Source organism: Vibrio hippocampi, assembly GCF_921292975.1.
Lineage (GTDB): Bacteria > Pseudomonadota > Gammaproteobacteria > Enterobacterales > Vibrionaceae > Vibrio > Vibrio hippocampi.
This window is the reverse complement of sequence record NZ_CAKLCM010000002.1, coordinates 780,409-804,121: the sequence shown is the minus strand read 5'-3', so window position 1 is coordinate 804,121 and position 23,713 is coordinate 780,409. Positions and strand designations below refer to the sequence as shown.

The following is a 23,713-nucleotide window of genomic DNA, read 5'->3' as shown; positions in this document are numbered from 1 at the left end:
TATGGAACAGATTATCGAGAAACTATACGCTCAAGAGTCACTGACTGAGCAGGAAAGCCAGCAGCTTTTTGACACCATTATCAAGGGCGAGCTAGACCCTATTCTTATGTCAGCCGCGCTAACCGCACTCAAAATCAAAGGCGAAACGCCAGCAGAAATTTCTGGTGCTGCCAAAGCATTACTGGCTAACGCAAAAGAATTCCCGCGTCCCGATTACGATTTTGCTGACATTGTCGGCACTGGTGGCGACGGTGCCAATACCATCAATATCTCGACCACCGCTGCTTTTGTTGCTGCCGCCTGTGGTCTTAAAGTTGCCAAACACGGCAACCGCGGTGTCTCAAGCAAATCTGGCTCTTCAGACCTGCTTGACTCTTTCGGTATCGACTTGGCGATGAGCCCTGAAGATACCCGTGCTGCCGTTGATGAAATCGGCGTCGCGTTTCTGTTTGCGCCGCAATATCACGGTGGTGTGCGTCATGCCATGCCAGTGCGTCAAACCATGAAAACCCGCACTATTTTCAATATTCTTGGTCCACTGATTAACCCCGCTCGTCCTAACATCGAACTGATGGGAGTTTATGACGCAAAATTGGTTCGCCCTATTGCGGAAACCATGCTTAAAATGGGCATGAAGCGCGCAGCAGTGGTACATGGCAGCGGATTAGATGAAGTGGCGATCCACGGCGAAACCTTGGTCGCTGAGATTAAACAGGGTCAAATCATCGAATACACCTTATCACCGGCGGATTTTGGTCTACAAAACCATCCACTGGAAGCAATCAAAGGTGGCGAGCCAGAAGAGAACCGTACCATCATCACCAATATGCTAACGGGTAAAGGCAGCGACGCACAGCTCGGTGCGGTTGCCGTCAACGTAGCACTGCTGATGAAGCTATTTGGTCACGAAGATTTAGCGGCTAACGCCCAGCAAGCGATTGACGCAATGAACAATGGCGCAGCCTACGAGCTTGTACAAAAGCTCGCTGCGTTTAAAAAGTAAGGTAGCAATGACATGGAAACCGTATTAGCGAAAATCGTTGATGACAAGCGACTTTGGGTGGCAGCACGCAAAGAGTCTCAGCCGTTAGAGGAATTTCAAGCCTCACTCACGCCATCCGACCGCAGTTTTTACCAAGCGCTGTCGACAGGCAAAACTGCATTTATTCTTGAGTGCAAAAAGGCATCACCTTCTAAAGGTTTGATTCGCGATGATTTCAATCTTGATTACATCGCCTCAGTCTATAACCAGCATGCAAGCGCGATTTCTGTTCTCACGGACGAAAAGTATTTCCAAGGTAACTTTGATTTCTTGCCGCAAGTTCGTAACCAAGTGTCCGTCCCTGTGTTGTGCAAAGACTTTATGATCGACCCTTATCAAGTCTATTTGGCGCGTCACTACAATGCGGATGCCATTTTGTTGATGCTGTCTGTGCTCAACGATGAAGAGTATCAACAACTGGCTGAAATCGCTCATTCGCTTAACCTTGGCATCCTGACCGAGGTTAGTAACGAACAAGAACTTGAGCGCGCGATTAAGCTTGGCGCTAAAGTGGTCGGCATCAACAACCGCAATCTAAGAGATCTGTCGGTTGATTTAACCCGTACCAAGCAACTTGCACCTAAGCTGCCAAAAGATACCGTGGTGATTTCTGAGTCGGGTATCTACAACCACCAGCAAGTTCGCGACCTTATTCACTATGCCAATGGCTTTTTGATTGGTAGCTCGCTGATGGCAGAGGACAATCTTGAACTCGCGGTACGCAAAGTATTGCTGGGTGAAAACAAAGTGTGCGGACTTACCCACGCTGACGATGCGGCAAAAGCGTATCAAGCAGGGGCAGTCAAAGGTGGACTGATCTTTGTCGAAAAATCTCCGCGTTTTGTTGACCAAGAATCTGCGCGTTTAGTGATGAGCGGTGCGCCGCTTGAGTATGTAGGCGTATTCCAAAATCATGACGTCGATTTTGTTGCTTCGACGGCTAACACCCTGAATCTATCTGCGGTGCAACTGCATGGTGCCGAAGATCAAAACTACGTGGATGCGCTGCGCTCAGAGCTCAATGATGACATCAAGATCTGGAAAGCACACGGCGTAAGCGATGCACTGCCTGATTTACACAGCATCAAGGTTGACCGCCACCTACTCGATAGTCAGGTTGGCTCGCAATCGGGAGGCACAGGTCAAACCTTTGATTGGGCACTGATCAATCAAGCCTCAGACGTGATGCTTGCTGGTGGTCTGTCACCCGATAACGTCAAGCAGGCAAGCCAATTAGGCTGTATTGGTTTAGACCTCAACTCTGGTGTTGAAACGGCACCCGGCAAGAAAGACGCAACAAAGCTAAATCAAGCTTTCGCGTCAATTAGAGATTACTAGACCTTGCATGACGCAAGGAATAAAAACGAATAGTTAAGGAAATCATCATGGCAAAACTCGATGCCTACTTTGGTGAATATGGCGGTCAATTTGTCCCTCAGATTCTAGTGCCAGCGCTTGACCAACTTGAACAAGCATTTATTGATGCGCAGAGCGACGACGCATTCCGTGCTGAGTTTATGACCCTGCTGCAAGAGTATGCGGGTCGCCCAACGGCGTTGACGCTGACTCGCAACCTAACCAAGGGCACCAAAACCAAGCTCTATCTCAAACGTGAAGATCTGCTGCACGGTGGCGCCCACAAAACCAACCAAGTATTGGGTCAGGCACTGTTAGCCAAGCGTATGGGCAAACACGAAATCATCGCTGAGACCGGTGCAGGTCAACACGGTGTTGCGACTGCACTGGCTTGTGCTCTGCTCGGATTAAAATGTCGTGTTTATATGGGTGCCAAAGACGTAGAACGTCAAAGCCCTAACGTATTTAGAATGCGACTGATGGGCGCGGAGGTGATTCCGGTTCACTCGGGGAGCTCTACCCTAAAAGATGCGTGTAACGAAGCCCTGCGCGACTGGTCTGCTAGCTACGAAACCGCTCACTATCTCTTGGGTACAGCCGCAGGTCCGCACCCATTCCCAACCATTGTGCGTGAATTCCAACGTATGATCGGTGAAGAGACTAAGAACCAAATCTTAGCGCGCGAAGGTCGATTACCTGATGCAGTCATTGCTTGTGTCGGCGGCGGTTCAAACGCTATCGGTATGTTTGCAGACTTTATCGAGGAACAGAATGTCAGTCTTATCGGCGTCGAGCCTGCTGGTCTGGGTATCGACACGGATCAACACGGCGCGCCACTTAAACACGGTACAACGGGCATCTTCTTTGGGATGAAAGCCCCATTGATGCAAGATCCTAATGGTCAGGTTGAAGAATCTTATTCAGTCTCTGCGGGTCTGGACTTCCCTTCTGTTGGTCCACAACATGCTCACCTAAACGCGATTGGGCGTGCCCAATATGAATCTATCTCAGACGATGAAGCACTGGAAGCATTCCAAGAACTCGCTCGTCACGAAGGGATTATTCCAGCATTGGAATCGTCGCACGCACTGGCGTGGGCACTAAAAATGGCAAGAGAAAACCCTGAAAAAGAACAGCTTCTTGTGGTCAACTTATCAGGGCGCGGTGACAAAGATATTTTCACGGTTCACGACATTCTTAAAGAAAAAGGAGCGCTCTAATGGATCGCTATCAATCTATGTTTGCTCGCCTTGAGCAAAATAACCAAGGTGCTTTTGTTCCTTTCGTCACTATCGGCGATCCAAATCCAGAGTTGTCGTTGCAGATTATGGAAACTCTGGTCGCAGCAGGCGCTGACGCGCTTGAGCTTGGTTTTCCGTTTTCTGATCCTCAAGCCGACGGTCCAACGATTCAAGGTGCCAACATTCGCGCCCTAAATTCAAACACCACGCCCGCGATCTGTTTCGAGTTAATTGGCAAAGTTCGTGCAAAATACCCTGAATTGCCAATCGGTTTGCTAATGTACGCCAACCTTGTGTACGCAAAAGGCATTGATGCGTTCTATCAACAGTGTGCAGAAGTGGGTATTGACTCTGTGTTGATCGCTGATGTTCCGACTAATGAAAGTGCCGAATTTGTTGCAGCGGCTAACAAACATGGTGTTCATCCGATCTTTATCGCGCCACCGACCGCCAGTGAACAAACCATTCAACAAGTGGCTCAACTGGGCAGCGGCTACACCTACCTGCTATCACGCGCTGGCGTCACGGGCGCTGAAACGAAAGCACAGATGCCACTGACCAACCAGTTAACCACGCTAAAACAGTATGATGCTGCACCGTCATTACTGGGTTTTGGTATTTCTCAACCAGACCAAGTAAAACAAGCGCTCACTTCAGGCGCCGCCGGGGCAATTTCTGGTTCTGCGGTGGTGAAAATCATTGAGAGCAATCTGGACAATGCGGAAGAAATGTTAAAACAACTGCATCAGTTCATTGCCTCAATGAAAGCCGCCACTCAAAAGTAACCCGCGACTTCATATACTCCATGTAAAGGTTGCACGAATTGGTGCAACCTTTAATTTACCTTCAGCAGCCAATTCACCTACCTTTCAGTCTCACTTTTAGCATTTGCGTTACACAAGCGATCCCGCAAACGTTTGCCTGTGATTATTTTTTATGCGACCGTTCAATAAATTAGCATTTTTCCCATATTTTATGCGGTTTAATGCTTGCAGAGCACAGACGGAAAATGCCACAATCCCCACCGAACTATAGTCTTCTCAACAAGGGTTGTTCGAGATACTATTCTGTAATTTATGCATTTCATAGCACAGGAGTTAAGGAAGTGTTAAAAGAAAAGTCAATGCTAAATAACATTGGTGTACAAGTGGTTATCGCAATGATCCTTGGTACAGCCGTTGGGGCTGTAATGGGTGAGTCTGCGGCACTATTTGCGCCATTGGGCACTATTTTTATCAACCTCATCAAGATGTTGGTCATCCCTCTAGTTGCTGTCGCACTTATCTCTGGCGCAGCTGGGCTTGGCAATAGCAGCAATGCGGGCAAAGTCGGTGTAGCAACTCTGGGTTACTTTGGCTTAACTTCTGCGCTGGCAGTGGCTCTGGCACTGTTTATGGGCGAGATGTTCCAACCAGGCATCAATATCGATACTGCGGGCATCGAAGGTATGTTCTCAGCAGAATACGCTTCAAAGGGTGAACTTCCCACTTTCTGGGCGACCATCACTGGTATGATCCCAACCAACGTTTTCCAATCCCTAAACGAAGCCAATATCCTGCAAATTCTTGTGTTCTGTTTATTCTTTGGTATCGCACTCTCTAAGCAAGATAAACAAAAACGCGAACCTATCATCAATGGCGTAAACGCGATTGTTGATAGCATGGTTTGGATGATCAACAAAGTGATGATCATCGCGCCACTAGGCGTATTTGGTCTGATGGCGGAAGCTGTAGGGACATTTGGCTTTGGCGCATTGATGGTGGTCTTTAAACTATTTATGGTTTACATCGCTGCGATCCTAATCTTTGGTTTTGTTGTTTACCCGCTGATGGTGCAAGTCTTCACCAAGACGTCGGCTAAGAAGTTCCTAGTGGCAATGAAGAAGCCACAAGCGGTTGCACTGTCTACTGCTTCTTCAATGGCAACACTTCCTGTGACGATGGACACGGTAGAAAACGAGCTGGGCGTGAAAAACTCAACGGCATCGTTCGTACTGCCTCTTGGCGCAACCATCAACATGAGTGGTAATGCGATTTACTACGGCTTGGTCGCTATTTTCTTCGCTCAGCTATTTAACATCGACCTGTCTATCGGCGCTTACATCGCGATCATCGTAACATCGACACTGGGTGCTGTTGGTCAAGCCGGCGTTCCGGGTCCATCATTCCTTGTGGTCGCGGTACTGCTTGCGGCAGGTATTCCAATCGAAGGTCTACCTCTGCTGTTTGCTCTTGACCGTATCTTTGACATGATTCGTACAGCGCTAAACATCACTGGTGATGCGGCTTGTGCAGTCATTGTTGATGCTATTGCTCAAGAAGAAGCAACAGTTGAAGAAACCGAACTGGAAATGAACGAGCAAAAAGCCTAATAAAAGGTGAATTGAAACGATTAACGGTTACCGTAAAATGTGACCGTTAATCGTTAACTAGCAAAATAACCTAACCATCATTCGACTCAATTTACCCTCTGCCTTCTAAAATAACCGCACCAGCACGACAACTCTCCCTAAGTGACCAACCTCACATCTAACACAGGTTTATCGCTATTAATTCGCTCATCCCTACCATCAACATCGAGTTAGATATAAGATATCGTCCTACATACCTATAAAATTCTAGCGACTTATTTTACCCATCACGCAATAAACCACTTAAAATTTCAAATCTGCACAAGTAGAAACCTTTTAGATCAACCGGTTACCATTAATTATGATTAAAAAAATATCACTAAAAAACAAGCTGACATTCGCAGCAAGCCTGGCAATCACCATTGGTGGGCTATTCGTCGAAGCACTTTCTTATAATGCATCATTAAATCGACTGGAAAACGAAGTTGAATCATCCCTTACCGGTACCGTCACTGCCTACAACCAATATGTGGTTGATTGGTTAGCTTCAAAAGAGCGATCGTTAACCTCGCTATCTTCAGACATTCCACCGCAAAACGTCATTACTCACCTTGAGCAAGTTCGCCATTCCGGCGCTTTTGATAACGTGTTTCTTGCACTGCCCGATGGCTCACAAAAGAATGCTAATGAGGTGATTCTGCCAGCAGGCAACAATGACCCTCGTGAATGGGGTTGGTACATCAACGCAATTAAAGCGCCTTCGAAAGTCTTTATGGACAACCCAACTGTCGCAGCAGCGACTGGTGCTAACGTTGTATCGTTGGGCAAAGCGATTCAATTTAGCGGCAGCAGTGCGGTTCTGGGTGCGGATGTCGAAATTACAGATATTGTTAATGGGCTGTCACAGGTAATTCTTCCTGGGACGGGCTATATGTTTATTATGAATGAACAAGGCAATGTTTTTACCCATGCCAACACTCAACTGCTCCACAAACCTGTATCTGAGCTTGGTTTAACCGCTCAAATCATTAACGCCGCAAACCGCAGTTCCACTAGTGTCATGGCATCGGTCAACGGCATGGATTCGGTCATTCGCGTAATCAAGATACCAGGAACGTCATTAACCACGGTGGCAGTCGTTGACTATAGCTCACTCGTTGCACCATTAAATGATGCGATCTGGAAACAAGTTCTCGCGGCCCTAGTTATTGTCATTATCTGTATCGTTCTATTTAGCGCGCTATGTAATATTCTATTTAAACCTCTAAATAACGTATCTAACGCGTTAGAAAAAATAGCGACCGGCGACGCGGATTTGACACAAAGAATCCATGTTGAAAGCAATGATGAGGTGGGCAAGCTTGCCAATAACTTCAATCTGTTCGTCACCAGTTTGAACACGCTTATCGCCAATATTCGCACGCAATCGAGCCGTCTGAACGACTACTCTGAAGAAAACTCACAGCTTGCGACCAAAGCGGTTGATGGTGTCAATCAGCAGCAACAAGAGATTACGATGGTGGCAACAGCCGTTCACGAACTGTCTCTCGCGACTCAAGAAATTTCACAAAATGCCGTGCAAGCTGCCAACGCCGCGCGCGAATCAGAGGACAACACGGTGCATGGTCAAGAGATGGTGCACAAAACCCGCGGTTCGATAAATAGACTGGCGGAAGAACTTGAAACTGCAGGTCAGGTTGTCAGTGATCTTGATAAACATGCTCAAGAGATCTCCACCGTTCTCTCGACTATTCAAGGCATTGCTGAGCAAACCAATTTACTGGCGCTTAACGCCGCTATCGAAGCTGCGCGCGCAGGTGAACAAGGACGAGGTTTTGCGGTGGTTGCTGACGAAGTAAGAGTGCTTTCACAACGCACCCACTCTTCGACTGAAGAGATCAAAGCGACCATTGAAACTCTGCAAAATACAACCAATAAAGCCGTGACGATAATGGAAAGCAGCGCTGAGTTTGCTGAAAACTCGGTGGAAGATGCCGATAAAGCGACGCTAGCGCTGAAAGAGATTAATTCATCCGTCAGCTTAATTAGCGACATGGCAACGCAAATTGCCACTGCAGCAGAAGAGCAAACTCATGTGACTAGCCAAGTCACAGAAAATATTACTCTAATCAAAGATGTTGCCGATCAACTGGTGCTTCACTCACAAGACAGTTCAAGCTCTTCAAGTAAAGTAAAACTAGAACTTGAAGAGTTAAGTCAAAAAGTATCCACTTTTAAAGTTTCTTAATCGCCTCCAACCAAGCTAATGGCATTGACCATGTTCTGTGGCGAGATTTGTCGCCACAGAACACATATCATTTGATACGTTGCCCCATAGCCTTTCAGCTTCGCTTTACTCTCCTTTGCTCCTGCTCAACCTATGCTTTAATGTTTCCATTTGTCACTAATGGTTTTGTCTGCTGTCACTTTTCGGTACACTGTGTGCCACTGTTTTTATCGGACTTGCTAGAACAATGAAGCAAATTATTGATTTTATTCCCCTGATTATCTTTTTCGCTCTTTACAAGATGCAGGATATCTATGTCGCTACCGGCGCATTAATTGCGGCAACGGCGGTACAGATTGTCGTCACTTACTTCTTGTATAAGAAAGTAGAAAAGATGCAGCTGATTACTTTCGCCATGGTGACGGTATTTGGCGGTATGACCATTTTCTTGCAAGACGAGAACTTTATTAAATGGAAAGTGACCATTGTCTACGCCATCTTCGCTATCGGCTTGGCAGTCAGTCACGCGATTGGGCGCAGTGCCATCAAAGGTATGTTGGGCAAAGAAATCTCATTACCCGACCCTGTTTGGACCAAGATCAACACCGCTTGGGTCGCCTTTTTCTCATTCTGTGCGGGTCTTAATATCTATGTCGCCTACGAAATGCCGCTGGATGTTTGGGTTAACTTCAAGGTATTTGGTTTATTGATCGTCACCTTACTGTTCACTGTCCTTACTGGTATCTACATCTACAAAAAAATGGATAAAAGTGAGCAACCTGAGCAAGAGTTAGACCAAAAGCTAAATAAAGACGAACAAGATCACACTTCTTGACCTGCATCGCGTAATTCGTATACTCCACCTTAGATAAACGATTGATCTGTAGCGACCTTAGGGTCGCTACCTTTTTGCCTAAGGATAGCTGTATGTCTACCTCTCCCAAGGGTCAACTACTGACTCGTACTTTAGCCATGCCAAGCGATTGTAATGCCAATGGCGATATTTTCGGTGGCTGGATTATGTCCCAACTCGATTTAGCTGGCGGTATTCTTGCTAAAGAGATCTCCCACGGACGCATCGTGACCGTTTCCGTTTCAAGTATTACCTTTAAAAAACCGGTAAGCGTAGGTGATGTTGTTTGTGTTTACGGTGAGTGTTCTCGTATCGGCAACACCTCAATGAACATTGACCTGGAAGTTTGGGTTAAGCCCGTGAGAGACCACGGTGTCGAAGAACGTTTTATGGTATGTGACGCCACATTTAACTATGTCGCCATTGATGAAGCGGGACGACCAAGACCGATTCAGAAGTAATTCACTATTAAACTGATGACCTGAATTGTCGATATTCAAATAGGTAACATCGTCGGTAATGGTAAAAATAAACAAGGGAAAGCATCTTTGCTTTCCCTTGTTGGTTTTAATGCGGTTTAGCTTTTTACTCGTACTAGCTTTTAACTCGTATCAGCTTTAAACACGAATTAGCTTTTAACGCGTATTAACTTTTAACAAGCTACGTTAAACCGTCATTGATTGTTCATTCACCTGTACGCCGACTTAACCCGCCGAACAGACATACAGTGAGCGCTTCGACTGAGAGGTATATTCACTAGAGCAATTAAGTGCATGCTGCTCAATCACAGGCTCTACGTCACGACCTCGACCGATAAGATGGAATGCCGGCAGATCCGACAACTCAACCAATTTTTCGGTACTTACGATTCTCTTCGCTTGCCCTTGGCTGTAAAACTGCCCAGAGAAAGGACGTTTGCCAACATAAAATACCGGCATATCTTGCTCAACTAAGGCGTGGAGAACACGATCGCTGCGTGAATCCGCTTTGCCTAAGTTCAAGAACACCATCGCGCCGATAAGCAAAACCGGAAGCACTGTCGCAGTCGCACCTAACCATTTAAAGTCTTCCTTTTTCACCAACATCGTGATTAACACCGCTAAAGCAGGCAGGCCTGGCAGCACATAAGCAGGTAAGATATTTCCCGCTAAAGTAAACACTAATAAAGGAGCAAGCATCCACATTAATAGAAAGCTAAATAATCCATTGTTGTCCGTTTCTGCGCTACGAACGCGCTCTTTTCTGCGCCATGCAATAACAGGAAAAACAATCGACCAAGGCAATGCAGATTGTAGCCAGTAAACCCAAATCATACCTCGGGTGCGTTCGTGAGCACTGCCATAAAGATCCCCTTCCCAACCGGAAACCACAAAGCGCTTAAAGTGTTCGCCAACGATAAAATAATCAATGAAGCCCGGCGTCGCCTGCTCTGCCATGTAGTACCAAGGGGTGGCGATGGCTAACATAAGTAGCGAACCTGTCACCAAGGGAAAGCGAGTCCAAAGTACACTGAATGCTTTGAAAAAACCGTGTTGGAATATAAGCCATGGCATCACCGCAGCCCCCATAAGCACAACTACAATCGGTCCTTTTGCTAATAGTCCAATCCCTAAGCCAACAAAACCTACATATCCCCAAAGTTTGGCATTGTCTTGCTGTAACCAGCAATAATAGAAACCGACCATCGCCAAGGTAAAGCTAAAGGTCAATGCCATGTCCGTCATCACTGCTCCGGCAGCAATCGAAAACATACCGCATGTTGCTAACACCAATGCCGTGATCAGCGGATCCAGATTGGCACGCTTTGCGACCATACACACCAACGCAATCGTCAAAATTCCCGCCAACCAATGTGGGGCGCGTACGGCAAACTCATTTAATCCAAACAGCTCAATACCCACGGCACTCATCCAAGTAAACAGCGGCGGTTTACCCCAAAAAGGAATATTGTAATCAAAATGTGGCGTTAACCAGTTGCCTGTTTCCACCATAAGACGTGCCATTTCGCCATAGCGAGCTTCCGTGGTGTCCATCAATGGATAGGTGGCTAATGATAGAAGGCGAAGCAATAATGCAAACCCTAATAATGCCCATAAATGAGACCGATTAATGCTCATAAGTTAGTGTTTCCTCGCGGTTTTACAACGCTATGGCTGTATAAAAATCTTTATTACGGGCATCATAAAGGGGGCAGTGTGAAAGAGTTGTTGTTGACAGTTTTTTCACGTTATCCTTGGATAATGACCTTAGATTTTTCGCCAGCTAAACCTGTGGGAACAAAAGATGAAACGAGTACTGTTAGTTGAAGATAACCGTGAGATTGCCGGCGTATTATTCGATTTTTTTGAAGCCAGTGGGCTACAGTTGGATTATGCCGACAATGGTCAGTTAGGACTTAAATTGGCGATGGAAGGTACCTTCGATTTAATTCTGCTCGACCTAATGCTGCCAAGAATCGATGGATTGACGATCTGTAATCAGTTGCGCGCGGCAGGAAAGAACACGCCGATTCTGATGTTAACCGCACTTGATAGCCGCGAAGATATGTTAAAAGGGTTTGAGCACGGCGCAGATGACTACCTCACCAAACCGTTTGATCTCGATATACTTGAAGCCAGAATGAAAGCATTGATGAATCGCTACCGAGGTGAAGTCGCCTCTGGCGATCTGAGCTACCAAAATGTGCGTATCGACCTCAAACAGCGCAAAGCCTACCGTGAAGATAAACTACTGGCTTTAAACCCAACTACCTACACCATTTTGGAGATGTTGCTGCGCAATGCGCCTGAGGTGGTGACTCGTCAAGAGATAGCCCTCAAGCTTTGGGATGAAGATGAACCCAATCACGACGTACTACGCAGCCACATCTATCAATTGCGCAATCAGTTAGATAAGCCCTTTGCCACCGCACTGCTAAAGACGATTCCTAAAATCGGCTATGCACTGGACGGCGAGTCATGAGATCTCGTTTTTTCTCCGATGTACAAAGTATGACCGGGCGATTGGCGCTGTTTTTCTCGCTCGTCTCTGCCGTGGTGGGTTTGTTTTGTTTTGTCATTATTTCCGCTGTGATCTATTGGGCGGAAGATAGAGTCAGTGAGCGTCGAATCCATATCGACCGCGATGCGGCAATCGCAATCTTTCAACAAGGTGTCGCCAAGGGCTCGTTAAAGTTAGACACCATCACCTACGCTTATAACGACCTTGACCTAGTGCCAGAACGCGTCAAACCCTATCTAGAAGGCAAAACTAGCTACCTTAATGACATCGGAAGCGAACCCGATTCTGTAATGGTGCTATTTCAGCACTATGAACATCAAGGCGAGCTCTACCCCATTGTGGTGGTTTCCGCCATCGACCGTGTGGAGACCCCTGCGCTTGAGTTTACTGCGGTTATTGGTCTTATTTTGCTGCTCGTCACGATTTTAATGTTACTGTTTGGACGCCTATTGCAACGACTCTCCGCAAGCTTGATACAACCCGTCAATGTGCTCAATCATCAATTAGAACTACATCAAGGCGATCCTTCTCTGCAATTCTTGATGCCCGAAGGTTCAGCGAGAGAATTTAAATTGCTCGCCGCCAAATTGAACGAATATCGTGTACAAGCCGATAAATTACTGAAACGAGAGCAAGCCTTTGCGCGCTACGCCAGTCATGAATTACGCACTCCTTTGACCGTTATAAAAGGCGCAAGTGGACTGTTGGCACGTAACAGCCAAACCCCATTTGAAGAACGTCAAGTAACACGTATTAAGGATTCCACCAATCAGATGTCGGCAATGATCGACACGCTGCTTAGCTTAGTACGCTATGAACGTGACCGAGATTCTGCTCCCATTCGCACCATCACGGCACAAGAGATCCATGACATTGTGGCACTCAACCAAGCGCAAGCTGACCTTAAAAACCTTGCGATTGAAGTCAATGTTGTTAGCACTCCGCAAACGCAAGCGACCTACGCAACCATGATCATCGTACTGGGTAACTTATTGCGTAATGCCATCGCCGCGAGTCAAAATGGTCCTATTCAAGTATTAATGAACAGCAAAAGCCTGATAGTAACGGATGATGGTGAAGGACTCTCTGAAACCCCAACCGCTGAGGGGCATGGATTGGGTCTATTGATTGTTGACGACCTGTGTAAGCGATACGGCTGGCGATTTAAGTTAGAAAACCACCCCCAAGGCGGATGTCACGCCTCAATTGAATTTTCATCGCTGAATTAATAATGTTTATCCGATAAAACGGTGACATTTGCCAGCAAAAATGACATCTTAGGCGTTTAGACTGTTTCATTCCATACCGCTATCGTTGCAACGAACGATTTGCTTTATGGTCAACGGAGTATGCCTATGTGGTATGTTATTTTTTCGCAAGATGTTGAAAATTCGTTAGAAAAACGACAAGCGGTAAGAGCACAACATTTGGCGCGCCTACAAAGCTTACAAAATGAGGGACGCCTTCTGACCGCGGGTCCCATGCCCGCTATCGATAGCGAAACACCCGGAGAAGCGGGTTTTACGGGTTCCACAGTGATTGCCGACTTTGATTCTCTCGATGCCGCTCAGCAATGGGCTCAGCAAGATCCCTATATGACCGCCGGCGTCTATCAAAGTGTCATCGTTAAACCCTACAAACAAGTATTTTAACCTAGTGAACAATATGATTAATAAAATTAAGTTCAGTCTTGTCCTCGCTGCCGTGCTGACAGTGATGGGCTGTGCCAGCCAAGACGACGAAGAACGTAAAAGAATTGAAGCCCTCGCCCAGAGTCGCGCCAGTATTATTTCCTCAGGTCTGCCTATTGAGAGCGGTCCTCTTTCAATAATGAAAGCATCAGCCAGCAACGGCATTGTTGAAATAATGATGCTCTACAACACCGATGCCAGAGGCGCGATGCCGATGAGCCAGATGTTGTACAACAGCACCAGTTACTATTGCACTAGCCCAGACGTTGTCGACAATCTTAAACAAGGTGTGATGTACCGTATTTTAATGCGTAATTCTCGTGGTCAATTAGTCGTTGATGAACTCATCAGTGAAGACTACTGTAAGCAGCGAGCAAAATAACGTTTCCTTCACCACATTTTGCTGACTAAAATATCAAAAAGGATACCCGCGGGTATCCTTTTTGGTGTTCGTTACTTATTCTACATTAATTGGTTTATGCCAAGCTAAGTGATGCCAAGGTTTGTCTTGCGCGTACTGTTGCAATCTTGGACATGGGTTCACTAAAAATGCTTGGTCGGCATATTCGCACATGGGTACATCGTTGACAGAGTCAGTGTAGAAATAGACCGACGAATAGGTTTTTCCTTGTGCCTCTAACCATTGTTGCAATCGAACCACCTTACCTTCACGATAACTCGGCACCCCAACAATATCCGCACGATAGCTTCCTTGAGTGCTGTCGACATCAATCCCCAGTGAATGTTCAATACCCAGTTGCTTCGCCACTGCATGTACAATAAAGCTCACTGTGGCAGAAATAATCAACATGTCTATGTCCTGCTGTTTCAACTCACTAATGAGTTGCTTAGCTTGTAGAAACTGCTCTGGCGCTATTCTTGTCGCAACACATTCAGCAACCCATTCATCCACTTGGTGTTTGGGTAATCCTTCAAGGGGGGCTAAACAAAACGCCAAATATTCATCAATATCAAGTTCTCCTTGCGCATATTGCTGCATCAAATACGCATCTTGCTGCAAAAATGCCGGATCGGTGACCAGACCTTTTTCCAGCATAAATTGGTTCCAAAGCACACCGCTATCCGCAGCAATAAGGGTTTCATCTAGATCAAAAACATAAAGTGGTGAAGTCATAGTAATCTCTAACGGCAAACGTCTTATAAGCAACCATAATTGAACCGTATATCATCCGCGTGGAATGAAATACGCATTCCAAGCCAGCAACGAAGCGATACTGTTCACAGGGTAAGTGTTTAACAAATAGCGTTATTAAAAACGAGGGGTATTGCAAATTGATGACTCATAGACCCAACGATAAGCTAACCTGATGATAACTGCTAGTACCCGCGCGGTGAATAAGTTGGTCATTGAACCAAGAAGCCACTTCGCACCGTTCAGGTTTTCTAGCGCAGTCAAGAACCTCGCACTAGAACCTAAAAATAAAACCCGTGGAAATCGTTGGGGCGATTGAACTTGAAAGAAATGTTGATGATGAGTTTAGATAGTTGAGGTCCAGAGCAATTTTTGCAGCGATATGCTGATTGAGCTCAATCGCCCATGCTACCGATGTACTGAACCCATCTTGATCAAGATAACGTTTACTCCCAAAAATATATTCTCGTTCTCCATTATAGGTGGCAATGCCTGCTTCTAGCTGGAGAGACATTTTAGGTGACTCAACCAATTGAATTTGCCCCCCAAGTCGGTATGTTGTGATCTGATCCTGATCCACATCGAGAAACTCTGCGTTGGTGTCGGTATAGGAGAAATAAAGAGACTCCAGACCAAACAGGTCACTCAGTCCAAGTTGCAGCCCATAACCAGAAATCCCCGACCCCGCGTAAGGACCCGATTTTATCTCCGGTGAAAAATGAATCGTGCTTGCTTTTGTTTGGGCAGATAACAATGCCGCAGCCATTAAGGTGAGATGTATTATTTTCATTGTTTGACCTAAAGGTAGAGAGAATACGTACTTTGAGCCCCTCTAAAGATAGGGACTGCGTTTTACAATCAGCAGTGTGTTGCTCTAGATGTGGTAACAGGTAATCGAAGCAAAGCAACCATCGTTAGCGCTATCGTCCAATACCGTGCTGACTATTGGCAAACAAAAGGGCTGAGAGAAATGATGAACAGATGAAAGGAATGGATTGAGTGTTGTGATCGCAGTTGTCATAGTGGTCTCAAAATGTAGGTTTAAACGTCCCTTTAACTCATATTCCATTTGAACGAGACCATTTTAAGAAATCGGCTTAATCTCATCTAATCATTACTCCTTGTTGGTGTAATAACTACAACTTATTGATTGACCACCCCCTGTCACTGCATATTTTTGAGCGCTAATTGTCGTGTACTGTTTCCTGCTTAATGACCTGTTGAACTTGTTCGATTAACCACATAATAAACTCTGTGTCTCTGTATTTCATGTTGTAGTAAGCATAAATTTCGCTTAGGTAGGGTTCTCCATCAATTAAAGGGGTCAGCGCTTTTAATAACGGATAGCGTTTAACAGGAAATAGGGTGGAATGTGGCATAAAGAAGTCTGTATTCTCAATGACGTCGATGACAGCCATAGCAAATTCAGAGCGAAATCCAACGGTTGGTTCTAATCCTTCTTTTTCCATAATCATCGCGGCTTCAGTAAGTTGCTCGTTATAACCAGGAGTGATCACTGAAGCAATGGGGTAAGATTCCATCTGCGCGGGGGTGACTGTTTTAGATTGTATTGGATGACCGTTACGCACGATAATTCTTGCTTCCAATTCTACTAATTGAAGCATATGAACACCTTGGCCTGGTTCATGCACAAAACTAACACCTAGGGTCGTCTCATCGCTCTGTATGCTTTTCAGAGAGTCGCCCTTCCAAGCAACCAATTCAAGAGTACAGTGTGGTGCAACTCTGGAAAAGTGACGAAAAAGCGCCCCAGAAAGGCACGTTAGCACAATGGGGGCGACAGCAATTCGTATTGAGGCGTTAAGTGAAAGTGGATCAAACGATCTGTTTTTATTTAAAGCGACAGATAAACCATTTAAATAAGGGCTGACTTCCAGCGCAAGTTGTTCTGCGAATGGCGTTGCCTTTAATCCGTTTGGTGCTTTAACAAATAACTCATCCCCAAGCTGTGCTCTCAGCTTTTGTAACCCTTGACTAACGGCTGGTTGTGAAACATGCAGACGCTCCGAAGCCTTGCGTGTATTGAGCTCTTGCGAGAGAACAAGGAATGTTCTCAACAAATTCAAATCCATGCTAAAAAACAAGTCTTTCGCCATTCTTTTCCCTTGGGCAATTTGTTTAATCGGCAGTCGCCCTAAGACATGTATTGCCTGAGCCACGTTGACAGCAATAAACCATAAGAAGAATAGGCTTCATTGACTTGCCTACTGTGCGAGTTCCAATATCGAATCCGTGTATTACACATCGACGACTGGTAATAAGCATAGCTAATTAGGTCAATGAATCATAGTCATTGAGCGTAACAATTGTCAGTTCATCAAGTAATAAAGCTGTCCAAAACGCTATACCAAACCAGAAGCTATACCAAGCTAAAACCTATAAAAAACCCAGAGTGCGACAAACTGTTCGAAAGCATGGGAAAGCAGTTAAAACAGAATGGATATAGAAATTTATCCATTCTCATGTTCAATGAGACAATGTTCACAAAGGCAATGTTTACAAAAGCAATGTTCAAAAAGACAATCGACCCCCAATGGTCCAGCTGTAATCGGCTTTATTCATACCATAGTACACCCCATTTGGAACCAGCGCGGAAACCGTGGCATAAGGGAAAACATTGAAAATAGACTTCATGGTGCCAAGCGACAACTCATACTCGCTAGCTTGACCTTGATTGAAGTCGACCATATCAGATTTGTCTTGAGAGTAATGATATTCAAACTTGCTGCTTAAATAGACATGTTGCAGGTACTTTGCCCCAGCGACATAGGCTGAATATTTATTGGCATCATCGACAGTAATCCAAGTAAATCCATTACGGATAAACTCTCCCGTCACACCAAATTTAACAGAATAGCCGTTAAAAAAGCGGCTTGCAGAAAGCTTCACTAAATGCGTATTGGTCTTAACGCCGTCAGCGCCAACCATTTCACTTAACAGCCAATCGTTTTTTATTCCATATTCATAATACGAATCAATTTTCCAACGAGGAGAAATAAATGCGTGATAGCCTAGTCCCATTCCTACCCACTCACTGCTATCACCACCAATATACAAGTACGTATTATCCGTTACAGGGGCTGTTACCCCTAGCTCTACAACATCCCTTTCAATAGATAAATCAATTCCAGCAAAAGCTGAACTGCAGAGCATGACTGCACCGCAAGCCATTGAGATAGTCTTCATGAATTAACCTAGAAAATTGCTCCCAGTAACACTGGGAGCATAAGGGAATTAGTTTAAGCGTGCGCGAATAGAGTCACGAATAGAGTTACGGTCGATAGAGGGTTGAGAGCCTTCCATCATAGGTCTTAGCCCACCTTGAAGAGCGTCACCACCAATGATAATGCTTTCACCGTTAATGATAATACCGAAGTCACCTTCAAACTCACCTTGGCGAATAATACTCACATGGTACTCATTACCTTCTTTATCTAGCACGACCATCGTTTGACCATGCCAATCGACATCACTAATTAAATAGGTGTTTCCATGAGCATCGGTAATGGTGTTTCCCGATATGGTATAAGCGGCTTCAGGACCATTATCTATCGGTGGCATTTCAGGACCGCCCCAAACGGGAGGGAGTCGATCTGGCGTATTCTCTGTATCTGGAATGCCAAAGTCTGGGTCCACGATACCCCAATCTGGAGTATCACCAAAATCTAGCCCCCATTGAGGTGAATCATCAAGATCAGGAAGAACAGGGGTTGAGGGGTTACTGCCCGTTGAGTCATTTGAAGAAGAGCAGCCAGTTAAAATTAATGAAGCAGAAACTAATATCGCAAATATAGGGGTTTTCATGTTGAGTAGTCCAATGTCGCATTTCAATAAACCAGTTCCTTGGTGTAATCACGATCAGCAAATCCGTACTGAACTGTTTATGCGGGCTACTATAAATACCTTTAGTTTCAAGCTCTAATCAGATGATCTTATACCGTTGATAATCAGTGGTTATTGCTTATCGTTGAGCGAGAAAATTTTCTGGATAAGTAGATTCGAGGGAAAATGTCCTCAGCGCAACGGATGGTTTTGGAATACTGACACATCGCTTACTGTTGTTGCAGCTTATAATTGGACAAAAGTGATTGAATATAAAATCGTCATTGCACGTAGAGGCTTGTTATACTGTTTAGCAGACGCTAAAGCGAGCATAATGAAGACCATCAAATATTTATTTGATAACAATGTATATGAAACAACTAAACCTTATCAATGAACCATCCATTGGCTGGGTGACACTTCCAAGCGGTGAAACCGCGACATGGTTCTATAACCCTGACACCACCGAAATTGCACGATATGCGACGAAAGTTGTTTTCCGCTCTGCTGAAAATGAACAAGAGTACATTTACATATTGCTACTTCCCGAGAACAACATTGACGATGACTCAACCCGTAAATCATGGTCTATTGCTCAAGACTTGGGGTCAGTGGATGGTAAGCTTTATCAGCCGTCTTTTTCCAAACTCATCTATTCCCTTGAAGATTGTGATATTAAAAAATGACTAGCCAACTTTGTTAAGCTCCCTGCTGCCTAGCGTAGTAAATAGCGAGTACTGCGTCCTGCCCCAGATTTTTCTAAACAGCCCTGCTCTACCAGCGCGATCAAGTGACGCGTTGCAGTTGGTTTACTGACCTTAGTGACCTTATGGTATTGAGAGGTATTAATCCCGTCAGTAAAGTCGCCATCAAGCATCCGGTTGAGTACTTTCACTTGCTCTTTCGTCAATGCTGTTTGATCGACATTGCGCCAAAAATTGGTTTTAAAAACGGTCTGATCGATCTGTTTTAAAACCTCATCAAACGTATCGTTCAAGGTTTCAAAAAACCAAACTAACCAATCGGTTATGTCCAGATCCCCTTTTTGGGTTTGTTCAAGGATCTCGTAGTAGCTTTTTCTATTCGCCAGTATCCCCACTGACATGGCGTAGAAGCGCACTGATTGCTGTTCCGCTTGAGCCAACGCTAAGTCAGTCAATAAGCGAGTGATACGCCCGTTCCCGTCATCAAGCGGATGCAAGGTAATAAACCACAAGTGCGTCATTGCCGCTCTTAACAGCGGATCGAGCGAGGTGTCATCTCTGGATTGGTTAAACCACAAGATAAACTCATTTAACGCGCGATCTAATTTCTCGCGCTCCGGTGCTTCAAAGTGAACCGTCGGTCTATCGATTCGCCCAGAAACGACCTGCATCGGTGTATTGCCTCGTAATTGACCACCAATCACTGGATGGAATATTGAGTCCCCCTCAGGAAACAACCGAGCATGCCAGTGTAAGACTCGTTCAAGCGTTAAAGGCGACGCTAGGTTTTCAACCGCATCTACCATTATTTCAGCAAGACCGTCGGTTTGTTCGGTTGTCGGGTAAGGTTGAGCCTCTGATAAGCCCAGTTTATTGGCCAGCGATGAGCGTACAGAGAAAGCATTGAGTTTCTCACCTTCAATCGCACTGGAATGGACAATGTTCGCCAATAAGGTATCTAAAAAGCTTTCTGATTTATCTTGAGAATGACTGAACATTTTACCCAATAAGATACCTTGGTTGAGACGAGTAAGCCTAACCAACGGTTCTATAACGGTTTTATCCCAATGAAAGTTCGGCCAACCTGTCTGTTGCCAGATCCACATAGCGGCTCCTTGATTTGAAAATACACCATATTCAAATCACATTATGATTCGATTATTACTTAATATCAAATCACATTATGATTTGATTAGCTATATTATTCCAATCATGATGTCAGCGCACGGTATAGAGAGTCGCTGAGTTCAGACCAATACCGTTAAAACAGAACCGTTTGTATGGGGTGATTTCACCTCAATACAAAAACGCCCAAAGTTATTCGCTTTGGGCGTTTTTTCTTGCAAATTTGGTGACGGGAGACCGAGCTTTATAATGTTGCTATGTGGATTTTAGCCAAAAAATGATGACATGAACTGTAGAATGCGGTGGCAAATCCGCTTTCATTGCTATTTTTTATAAGCGCTTATTTTCACGCAACATATACACGAAATTCTTATCTTCGCTTACTTGCTTAAAACCAAATCTGTCATACAGACTCGCCACTCTATTACCCTGCAAATAACACAATTTAATGGGCTTTTGACGCACATCGGCTTCAATCACTAATTTCTCCAAAATTTGACTACCAATGCCCAAACCATGATATTCAGAAAGCAGAAAGAAACGACCAAAATAAAAATACCCAGAGTGTTCTTGGAACAAATAACTACCCGACGATACACCAGATATTTCAATGATCGTTGGTTGCGCTTCTTTCCATTCAGATTCATGAATATCACGCTGAACTTGCTCATCCCAACCAAAAACAGCATTGATGGCATCGTATTCAGCTGATTTTTTAAGAGTAAATAGAAACTCATAGTCGGATTGCTTTGATTGTCTTTCGAAGAACTTCATTGATGCTCAATTTTCCTTGTACTTATAACACCTCGTTAAGCGATAAGGCACGCAATGAATATCTGCATATTTTTCCTTGATGCATAACATTATATAGAAGGCGTTTCTCATATATACATTGCGACTATATTGCGGTTATGCATTATAAAACTCAATCAGTATCAATGAGTTATGACAGTAGAAAGCTAATTTCAGAAGATAGCTACAGAAAATTTCCATATCCCCACTGAACTTGGACTCGATTCATTGGGTCGGCGCTAATGCATTCTGAATGCATCTTGCTGGCGCTAAAGCACTTTAGGACACGGACGTGTAATGCCCTAAAGTCTGAATCCACTATGCCGCAGCTTATTCAGGCAACGTTCGCCTTTGCTTTAACCTTAAACACGCTATCGAGCTCACTGACTCCCAACCCGGAGTGTTTTGTCACTTTCAGTTGCACTGGCACACGTTCTTTCAGCGCTTCAACGTGGCTAATAACACCGATCATTTTTCCAGTCGCATTGAGGTTATCGAGCGCATTAAGCGCTATATCCAAGGTATCCGAGTCCAAAGTACCAAAGCCTTCATCAAGGAATAAGGAGTCAATGCTGGTCTTATGACTGACAAGATCTGAAAGTGCGAGCGCCAGTGCCAAGCTGACTAGGAAGCTCTCACCGCCGGACAATGTCGCGGTGTCGCGCACCACATCGCCTTGCCAAGTATCCAAGACTTGCAATGCAAGACCATCGTGGTGCTTACGCTGCAATTGATAGCGACCATGTAAACGATCCAGCTGTTTATTGGCCAGATAGACCAAGTTTTCAAGGATCAAACCCTGTGCAAAGGTGCGGAATTTATCGCCTTATCGTCATTGTACGTAGAGGCTTGTTATACTGTTTAGCAGACGCTAAAGCGAGCATAATGAAGACCATCAAATATTTATTTGATAACAATGTATATGAAACAACTAAACCTTATCAATGAACCATCCATTGGCTGGGTGACGCTTCCAAGCGGTGAAACCGCGACATGGTTCTATAACCCTGACACCACCGAAATCGCACGATATGCGACGAAAGTTGTTTTCCGCTCTGCTGAAAATGAACAAGAGTACATTTATATATTGCTACTTCCCGAGAACAACATTGACGATGACTCAACCTGTAAATCATGGTCTATTGCTCAAGACTTGGGGTCAGTGGATGGTAAGCTTTATCAGCCGTCTTTTTCCAAACTCATTTATTCCCTTAAAGATTTTGATATTAAAAAATGACTTGCCAGTCTAAGACTCGTTCAAGCGTTAAAGGCGAGGCTAGGTTTTCAACCGCACCTACCATTATTTCAGCAAGATCGTCGGTTTGTTCGGTTGTCGGGTAAGGTTGAGCTTCTGATAAGCCCAGTTTATTGGTCAGCGATGAGCGTACAGAGAAAGCACTTAATTTCTCACCTTCAATCGCACTGGAATGGACAATATTCGCCAATAAGGTATCTAAAAAACTTTCTGATTCATCTTGAGAATGACTGAACATTTTACCCAATAAGATACCTTGGTTGAGATGAGTAAGCCTAACCAACGGTTCTATAACGGTTTTATTCCAATGAAAGTTCGGTCAACCCGTCTGTTGCCAGACCCGCATAGCGGCTCCTTGATTTGAAAACACACCATATTCAAATCACATAGTGATTTGAATATCTATATTATTCCAATCATGATGTCAGCGCACGGTATAGAGAGTCGCTGAGTTCAGACCAATACCGTTAAAACAGAACCGTTTGTATGGGGTGATTTCACCTCATACAAAAACGCCCAAAGTTATTCGCTTTGGGCGTTTTTTCTTGCAAATTTGATTGCGTGAGATCGGTCTTTATAGTGTTGTCATACGGATTTTAGCCCGCAAATGCTTCTAGTTCATTGCCTGCTAACCGATAAATTACCCACTCATCTTGCGGTTTAGCGCCAATTGACTTGTAGAAGTCGATCGCTGGCTCATTCCAATCAAGTACACACCACTCAAACCGACCACAGTTCTTTGAAACCGCTAGCTTAGCCAAATACTTGAGGATAGCTTTTCCGGCTCCAATGTTTCTAAACTCCCGTGAAACGTATAAGTCCTCTAAATAGAGACCATTTTTACCTAACCAAGTTGAGTAATTATAGAAATAGACCGCAAAACCTATAGGCACACCGTTCACTTCGCAAATGATGGCATGAGCTGTAGATTGCGGTGAAAATAAACTACTTTCAATGTCTGAAATACTCGTTCTAACTTCATCTTCTAATTTTTCATATATAGCTAACTCAGTGATAAATCTCAATATGATTTCCGTATCTTCTACAAGCGCTTCTCTAATTGCTATATTGTTCATTTTTC

At 44.7% G+C, this 23,713-nt stretch carries 23 protein-coding genes and 2 pseudogenes; 14 read left to right on the top strand and 11 right to left on the bottom strand.

Annotation, left to right across the window (positions count from 1 at the left end):
- The first annotated feature begins 1 nt into the window (after nucleotide 1).
- From trpD to yciA, 8 genes are all read left to right on the top strand, one after another.
- Complete coding sequence (gene trpD / locus L9Q39_RS06095) at nucleotides 2–1,003, top strand: anthranilate phosphoribosyltransferase (protein WP_237484212.1); 1,002 nt, start codon at nucleotides 2–4, stop codon at nucleotides 1,001–1,003.
- A gap of 12 nt (nucleotides 1,004–1,015) precedes the next feature.
- Nucleotides 1,016–2,380, top strand: a complete 1,365-nt coding sequence (gene trpCF, locus L9Q39_RS06090; protein WP_237484211.1) for a bifunctional indole-3-glycerol-phosphate synthase TrpC/phosphoribosylanthranilate isomerase TrpF — start codon at nucleotides 1,016–1,018, stop codon at nucleotides 2,378–2,380.
- Nucleotides 2,381–2,427: 47 nt separating this feature from the next.
- Nucleotides 2,428–3,618 (top strand): tryptophan synthase subunit beta, encoded by a 1,191-nt coding sequence (gene trpB / locus L9Q39_RS06085; protein WP_237484210.1) that lies wholly within the window; start codon nucleotides 2,428–2,430, stop codon nucleotides 3,616–3,618.
- Nucleotides 3,618–4,424 (top strand): tryptophan synthase subunit alpha, encoded by an 807-nt coding sequence (gene trpA / locus L9Q39_RS06080; protein WP_237484209.1) that lies wholly within the window; start codon nucleotides 3,618–3,620, stop codon nucleotides 4,422–4,424. The genes trpB and trpA overlap by 1 nt, the downstream gene beginning before the upstream one ends.
- 338 nt (nucleotides 4,425–4,762) lie before the next feature.
- Complete coding sequence (locus tag L9Q39_RS06075) at nucleotides 4,763–6,010, top strand: dicarboxylate/amino acid:cation symporter (RefSeq protein ID WP_237484208.1); 1,248 nt, start codon at nucleotides 4,763–4,765, stop codon at nucleotides 6,008–6,010.
- Nucleotides 6,011–6,350: 340 nt separating this feature from the next.
- The gene (locus L9Q39_RS06070; RefSeq protein ID WP_237484207.1) at nucleotides 6,351–8,237 is read left to right on the top strand and encodes a methyl-accepting chemotaxis protein; all 1,887 of its coding nucleotides are present in this window, start codon (nucleotides 6,351–6,353) and stop codon (nucleotides 8,235–8,237) included.
- A 226-nt stretch (nucleotides 8,238–8,463) separates the two neighbouring features.
- The gene (locus L9Q39_RS06065) at nucleotides 8,464–9,051 is read left to right on the top strand and encodes a septation protein A (RefSeq protein ID WP_237484206.1); all 588 of its coding nucleotides are present in this window, start codon (nucleotides 8,464–8,466) and stop codon (nucleotides 9,049–9,051) included.
- 92 nt (nucleotides 9,052–9,143) lie between these two features.
- Nucleotides 9,144–9,530, top strand: coding sequence for an acyl-CoA thioester hydrolase YciA (yciA, locus tag L9Q39_RS06060; protein ID WP_237484205.1), 387 nt, complete (start codon nucleotides 9,144–9,146; stop codon nucleotides 9,528–9,530).
- A 243-nt stretch (nucleotides 9,531–9,773) separates the two neighbouring features.
- Here yciA and L9Q39_RS06055 read toward each other — a convergent pair whose 3' ends face one another.
- Entirely contained in the window at nucleotides 9,774–11,186 is a 1,413-nt protein-coding gene (locus L9Q39_RS06055; RefSeq protein ID WP_237484204.1) for an ArnT family glycosyltransferase, read from the bottom strand.
- A 166-nt stretch (nucleotides 11,187–11,352) separates the two neighbouring features.
- On the opposite strand from L9Q39_RS06055, the gene L9Q39_RS06050 reads away from it, so the two are divergent.
- From L9Q39_RS06050 to L9Q39_RS06035, 4 genes are all read left to right on the top strand, one after another.
- Nucleotides 11,353–12,030 (top strand): response regulator transcription factor, encoded by a 678-nt coding sequence (locus L9Q39_RS06050; RefSeq protein ID WP_237484203.1) that lies wholly within the window; start codon nucleotides 11,353–11,355, stop codon nucleotides 12,028–12,030.
- On the top strand, nucleotides 12,027–13,298 hold the full coding sequence (locus L9Q39_RS06045) for a sensor histidine kinase (RefSeq protein WP_237484202.1): 1,272 nt from the start codon (nucleotides 12,027–12,029) through the stop codon (nucleotides 13,296–13,298). The genes L9Q39_RS06050 and L9Q39_RS06045 overlap by 4 nt, the downstream gene beginning before the upstream one ends.
- Before the next feature lie 126 nt (nucleotides 13,299–13,424).
- Nucleotides 13,425–13,721, top strand: a complete 297-nt coding sequence (locus L9Q39_RS06040; protein WP_237484201.1) for a YciI family protein — start codon at nucleotides 13,425–13,427, stop codon at nucleotides 13,719–13,721.
- A gap of 13 nt (nucleotides 13,722–13,734) precedes the next feature.
- Entirely contained in the window at nucleotides 13,735–14,142 is a 408-nt protein-coding gene (locus L9Q39_RS06035) for a GspS/AspS pilotin family protein (RefSeq protein WP_237484200.1), read from the top strand.
- A 75-nt stretch (nucleotides 14,143–14,217) separates the two neighbouring features.
- Here the strand turns inward: L9Q39_RS06035 and L9Q39_RS06030 are convergent, their stop codons facing one another.
- From L9Q39_RS06030 to L9Q39_RS06010, 5 genes are all read right to left on the bottom strand, one after another.
- Complete coding sequence (locus L9Q39_RS06030) at nucleotides 14,218–14,895, bottom strand: HAD family hydrolase (RefSeq protein WP_237484199.1); 678 nt, start codon at nucleotides 14,893–14,895, stop codon at nucleotides 14,218–14,220.
- Between the two features lie 292 nt (nucleotides 14,896–15,187).
- Nucleotides 15,188–15,703: a hypothetical protein gene (locus L9Q39_RS06025; RefSeq protein ID WP_237484198.1), complete on the bottom strand. Its 516-nt coding sequence runs from the start codon at nucleotides 15,701–15,703 to the stop codon at nucleotides 15,188–15,190.
- A gap of 394 nt (nucleotides 15,704–16,097) precedes the next feature.
- Nucleotides 16,098–17,030: a LysR family transcriptional regulator gene (locus tag L9Q39_RS06020; protein WP_237484197.1), complete on the bottom strand. Its 933-nt coding sequence runs from the start codon at nucleotides 17,028–17,030 to the stop codon at nucleotides 16,098–16,100.
- A gap of 415 nt (nucleotides 17,031–17,445) precedes the next feature.
- Complete coding sequence (locus L9Q39_RS06015; protein WP_237484196.1) at nucleotides 17,446–18,120, bottom strand: hypothetical protein; 675 nt, start codon at nucleotides 18,118–18,120, stop codon at nucleotides 17,446–17,448.
- A 48-nt stretch (nucleotides 18,121–18,168) separates the two neighbouring features.
- Nucleotides 18,169–18,738 (bottom strand): hypothetical protein, encoded by a 570-nt coding sequence (locus L9Q39_RS06010; RefSeq protein WP_237484195.1) that lies wholly within the window; start codon nucleotides 18,736–18,738, stop codon nucleotides 18,169–18,171.
- 389 nt (nucleotides 18,739–19,127) lie between these two features.
- On the opposite strand from L9Q39_RS06010, the gene L9Q39_RS06005 reads away from it, so the two are divergent.
- Nucleotides 19,128–19,442: a hypothetical protein gene (locus L9Q39_RS06005; protein WP_237484194.1), complete on the top strand. Its 315-nt coding sequence runs from the start codon at nucleotides 19,128–19,130 to the stop codon at nucleotides 19,440–19,442.
- Nucleotides 19,443–19,471: 29 nt separating this feature from the next.
- Here L9Q39_RS06005 and L9Q39_RS06000 read toward each other — a convergent pair whose 3' ends face one another.
- The 3 genes and pseudogenes from L9Q39_RS06000 to L9Q39_RS05990 form a co-directional block, all read right to left on the bottom strand.
- Entirely contained in the window at nucleotides 19,472–20,566 is a 1,095-nt protein-coding gene (locus L9Q39_RS06000) for a Fic family protein (RefSeq protein WP_237484193.1), read from the bottom strand.
- 349 nt (nucleotides 20,567–20,915) lie between these two features.
- The gene (locus L9Q39_RS05995) at nucleotides 20,916–21,359 is read right to left on the bottom strand and encodes a GNAT family N-acetyltransferase (RefSeq protein WP_237484192.1); all 444 of its coding nucleotides are present in this window, start codon (nucleotides 21,357–21,359) and stop codon (nucleotides 20,916–20,918) included.
- A 352-nt stretch (nucleotides 21,360–21,711) separates the two neighbouring features.
- A pseudogene (locus tag L9Q39_RS05990) lies at nucleotides 21,712–22,203 on the bottom strand (SbcC/MukB-like Walker B domain-containing protein); the annotation flags it as partial.
- A 96-nt stretch (nucleotides 22,204–22,299) separates the two neighbouring features.
- Between L9Q39_RS05990 and L9Q39_RS05985 the strand changes: the two are divergent.
- On the top strand, nucleotides 22,300–22,614 hold the full coding sequence (locus L9Q39_RS05985) for a hypothetical protein (RefSeq protein ID WP_237484191.1): 315 nt from the start codon (nucleotides 22,300–22,302) through the stop codon (nucleotides 22,612–22,614).
- Between the two features lie 4 nt (nucleotides 22,615–22,618).
- Here L9Q39_RS05985 and L9Q39_RS05980 read toward each other — a convergent pair.
- Both L9Q39_RS05980 and L9Q39_RS05975 read right to left on the bottom strand, forming a co-directional pair.
- Nucleotides 22,619–22,978, bottom strand: a pseudogene (locus tag L9Q39_RS05980) (DUF4172 domain-containing protein); the annotation flags it as partial.
- A 250-nt stretch (nucleotides 22,979–23,228) separates the two neighbouring features.
- Complete coding sequence (locus L9Q39_RS05975; protein ID WP_237484190.1) at nucleotides 23,229–23,708, bottom strand: GNAT family N-acetyltransferase; 480 nt, start codon at nucleotides 23,706–23,708, stop codon at nucleotides 23,229–23,231.
- Between the last annotated feature and the right edge of the window lie 5 nt (nucleotides 23,709–23,713).

Bases quoted from the DNA above. Each gene is read 5' to 3' on its own strand.
- yciA (WP_237484205.1), top strand. From the start codon at position 9,144: ATGTCTACCTCTCCCAAGGGTCAACTACTGACTCGTACTTTAGCCATG.
- L9Q39_RS06050 (WP_237484203.1), top strand. From the start codon at position 11,353: ATGAAACGAGTACTGTTAGTTGAAGATAACCGTGAGATTGCCGGCGTA.
- L9Q39_RS06070 (WP_237484207.1), top strand. From the start codon at position 6,351: ATGATTAAAAAAATATCACTAAAAAACAAGCTGACATTCGCAGCAAGC.
- trpCF (WP_237484211.1), top strand. From the start codon at position 1,016: ATGGAAACCGTATTAGCGAAAATCGTTGATGACAAGCGACTTTGGGTG.
- L9Q39_RS06000 (WP_237484193.1), bottom strand. From the start codon at position 20,566: ATGTGGATCTGGCAACAGACAGGTTGGCCGAACTTTCATTGGGATAAA.
- L9Q39_RS06040 (WP_237484201.1), top strand. From the start codon at position 13,425: ATGTGGTATGTTATTTTTTCGCAAGATGTTGAAAATTCGTTAGAAAAA.
- L9Q39_RS06055 (WP_237484204.1), bottom strand. From the start codon at position 11,186: ATGAGCATTAATCGGTCTCATTTATGGGCATTATTAGGGTTTGCATTA.
- L9Q39_RS06025 (WP_237484198.1), bottom strand. From the start codon at position 15,703: ATGAAAATAATACATCTCACCTTAATGGCTGCGGCATTGTTATCTGCC.
- L9Q39_RS06010 (WP_237484195.1), bottom strand. From the start codon at position 18,738: ATGAAAACCCCTATATTTGCGATATTAGTTTCTGCTTCATTAATTTTA.
- L9Q39_RS06005 (WP_237484194.1), top strand. From the start codon at position 19,128: ATGAAACAACTAAACCTTATCAATGAACCATCCATTGGCTGGGTGACA.
- trpA (WP_237484209.1), top strand. From the start codon at position 3,618: ATGGATCGCTATCAATCTATGTTTGCTCGCCTTGAGCAAAATAACCAA.
- L9Q39_RS06030 (WP_237484199.1), bottom strand. From the start codon at position 14,895: ATGACTTCACCACTTTATGTTTTTGATCTAGATGAAACCCTTATTGCT.
- L9Q39_RS05975 (WP_237484190.1), bottom strand. From the start codon at position 23,708: ATGAACAATATAGCAATTAGAGAAGCGCTTGTAGAAGATACGGAAATC.
- L9Q39_RS05995 (WP_237484192.1), bottom strand. From the start codon at position 21,359: ATGAAGTTCTTCGAAAGACAATCAAAGCAATCCGACTATGAGTTTCTA.
- trpB (WP_237484210.1), top strand. From the start codon at position 2,428: ATGGCAAAACTCGATGCCTACTTTGGTGAATATGGCGGTCAATTTGTC.
- L9Q39_RS06075 (WP_237484208.1), top strand. From the start codon at position 4,763: ATGCTAAATAACATTGGTGTACAAGTGGTTATCGCAATGATCCTTGGT.
- L9Q39_RS06065 (WP_237484206.1), top strand. From the start codon at position 8,464: ATGAAGCAAATTATTGATTTTATTCCCCTGATTATCTTTTTCGCTCTT.
- L9Q39_RS06015 (WP_237484196.1), bottom strand. From the start codon at position 18,120: ATGAAGACTATCTCAATGGCTTGCGGTGCAGTCATGCTCTGCAGTTCA.
- L9Q39_RS06035 (WP_237484200.1), top strand. From the start codon at position 13,735: ATGATTAATAAAATTAAGTTCAGTCTTGTCCTCGCTGCCGTGCTGACA.
- trpD (WP_237484212.1), top strand. From the start codon at position 2: ATGGAACAGATTATCGAGAAACTATACGCTCAAGAGTCACTGACTGAG.
- L9Q39_RS06045 (WP_237484202.1), top strand. From the start codon at position 12,027: ATGAGATCTCGTTTTTTCTCCGATGTACAAAGTATGACCGGGCGATTG.
- L9Q39_RS05985 (WP_237484191.1), top strand. From the start codon at position 22,300: ATGAAACAACTAAACCTTATCAATGAACCATCCATTGGCTGGGTGACG.
- L9Q39_RS06020 (WP_237484197.1), bottom strand. From the start codon at position 17,030: ATGGCGAAAGACTTGTTTTTTAGCATGGATTTGAATTTGTTGAGAACA.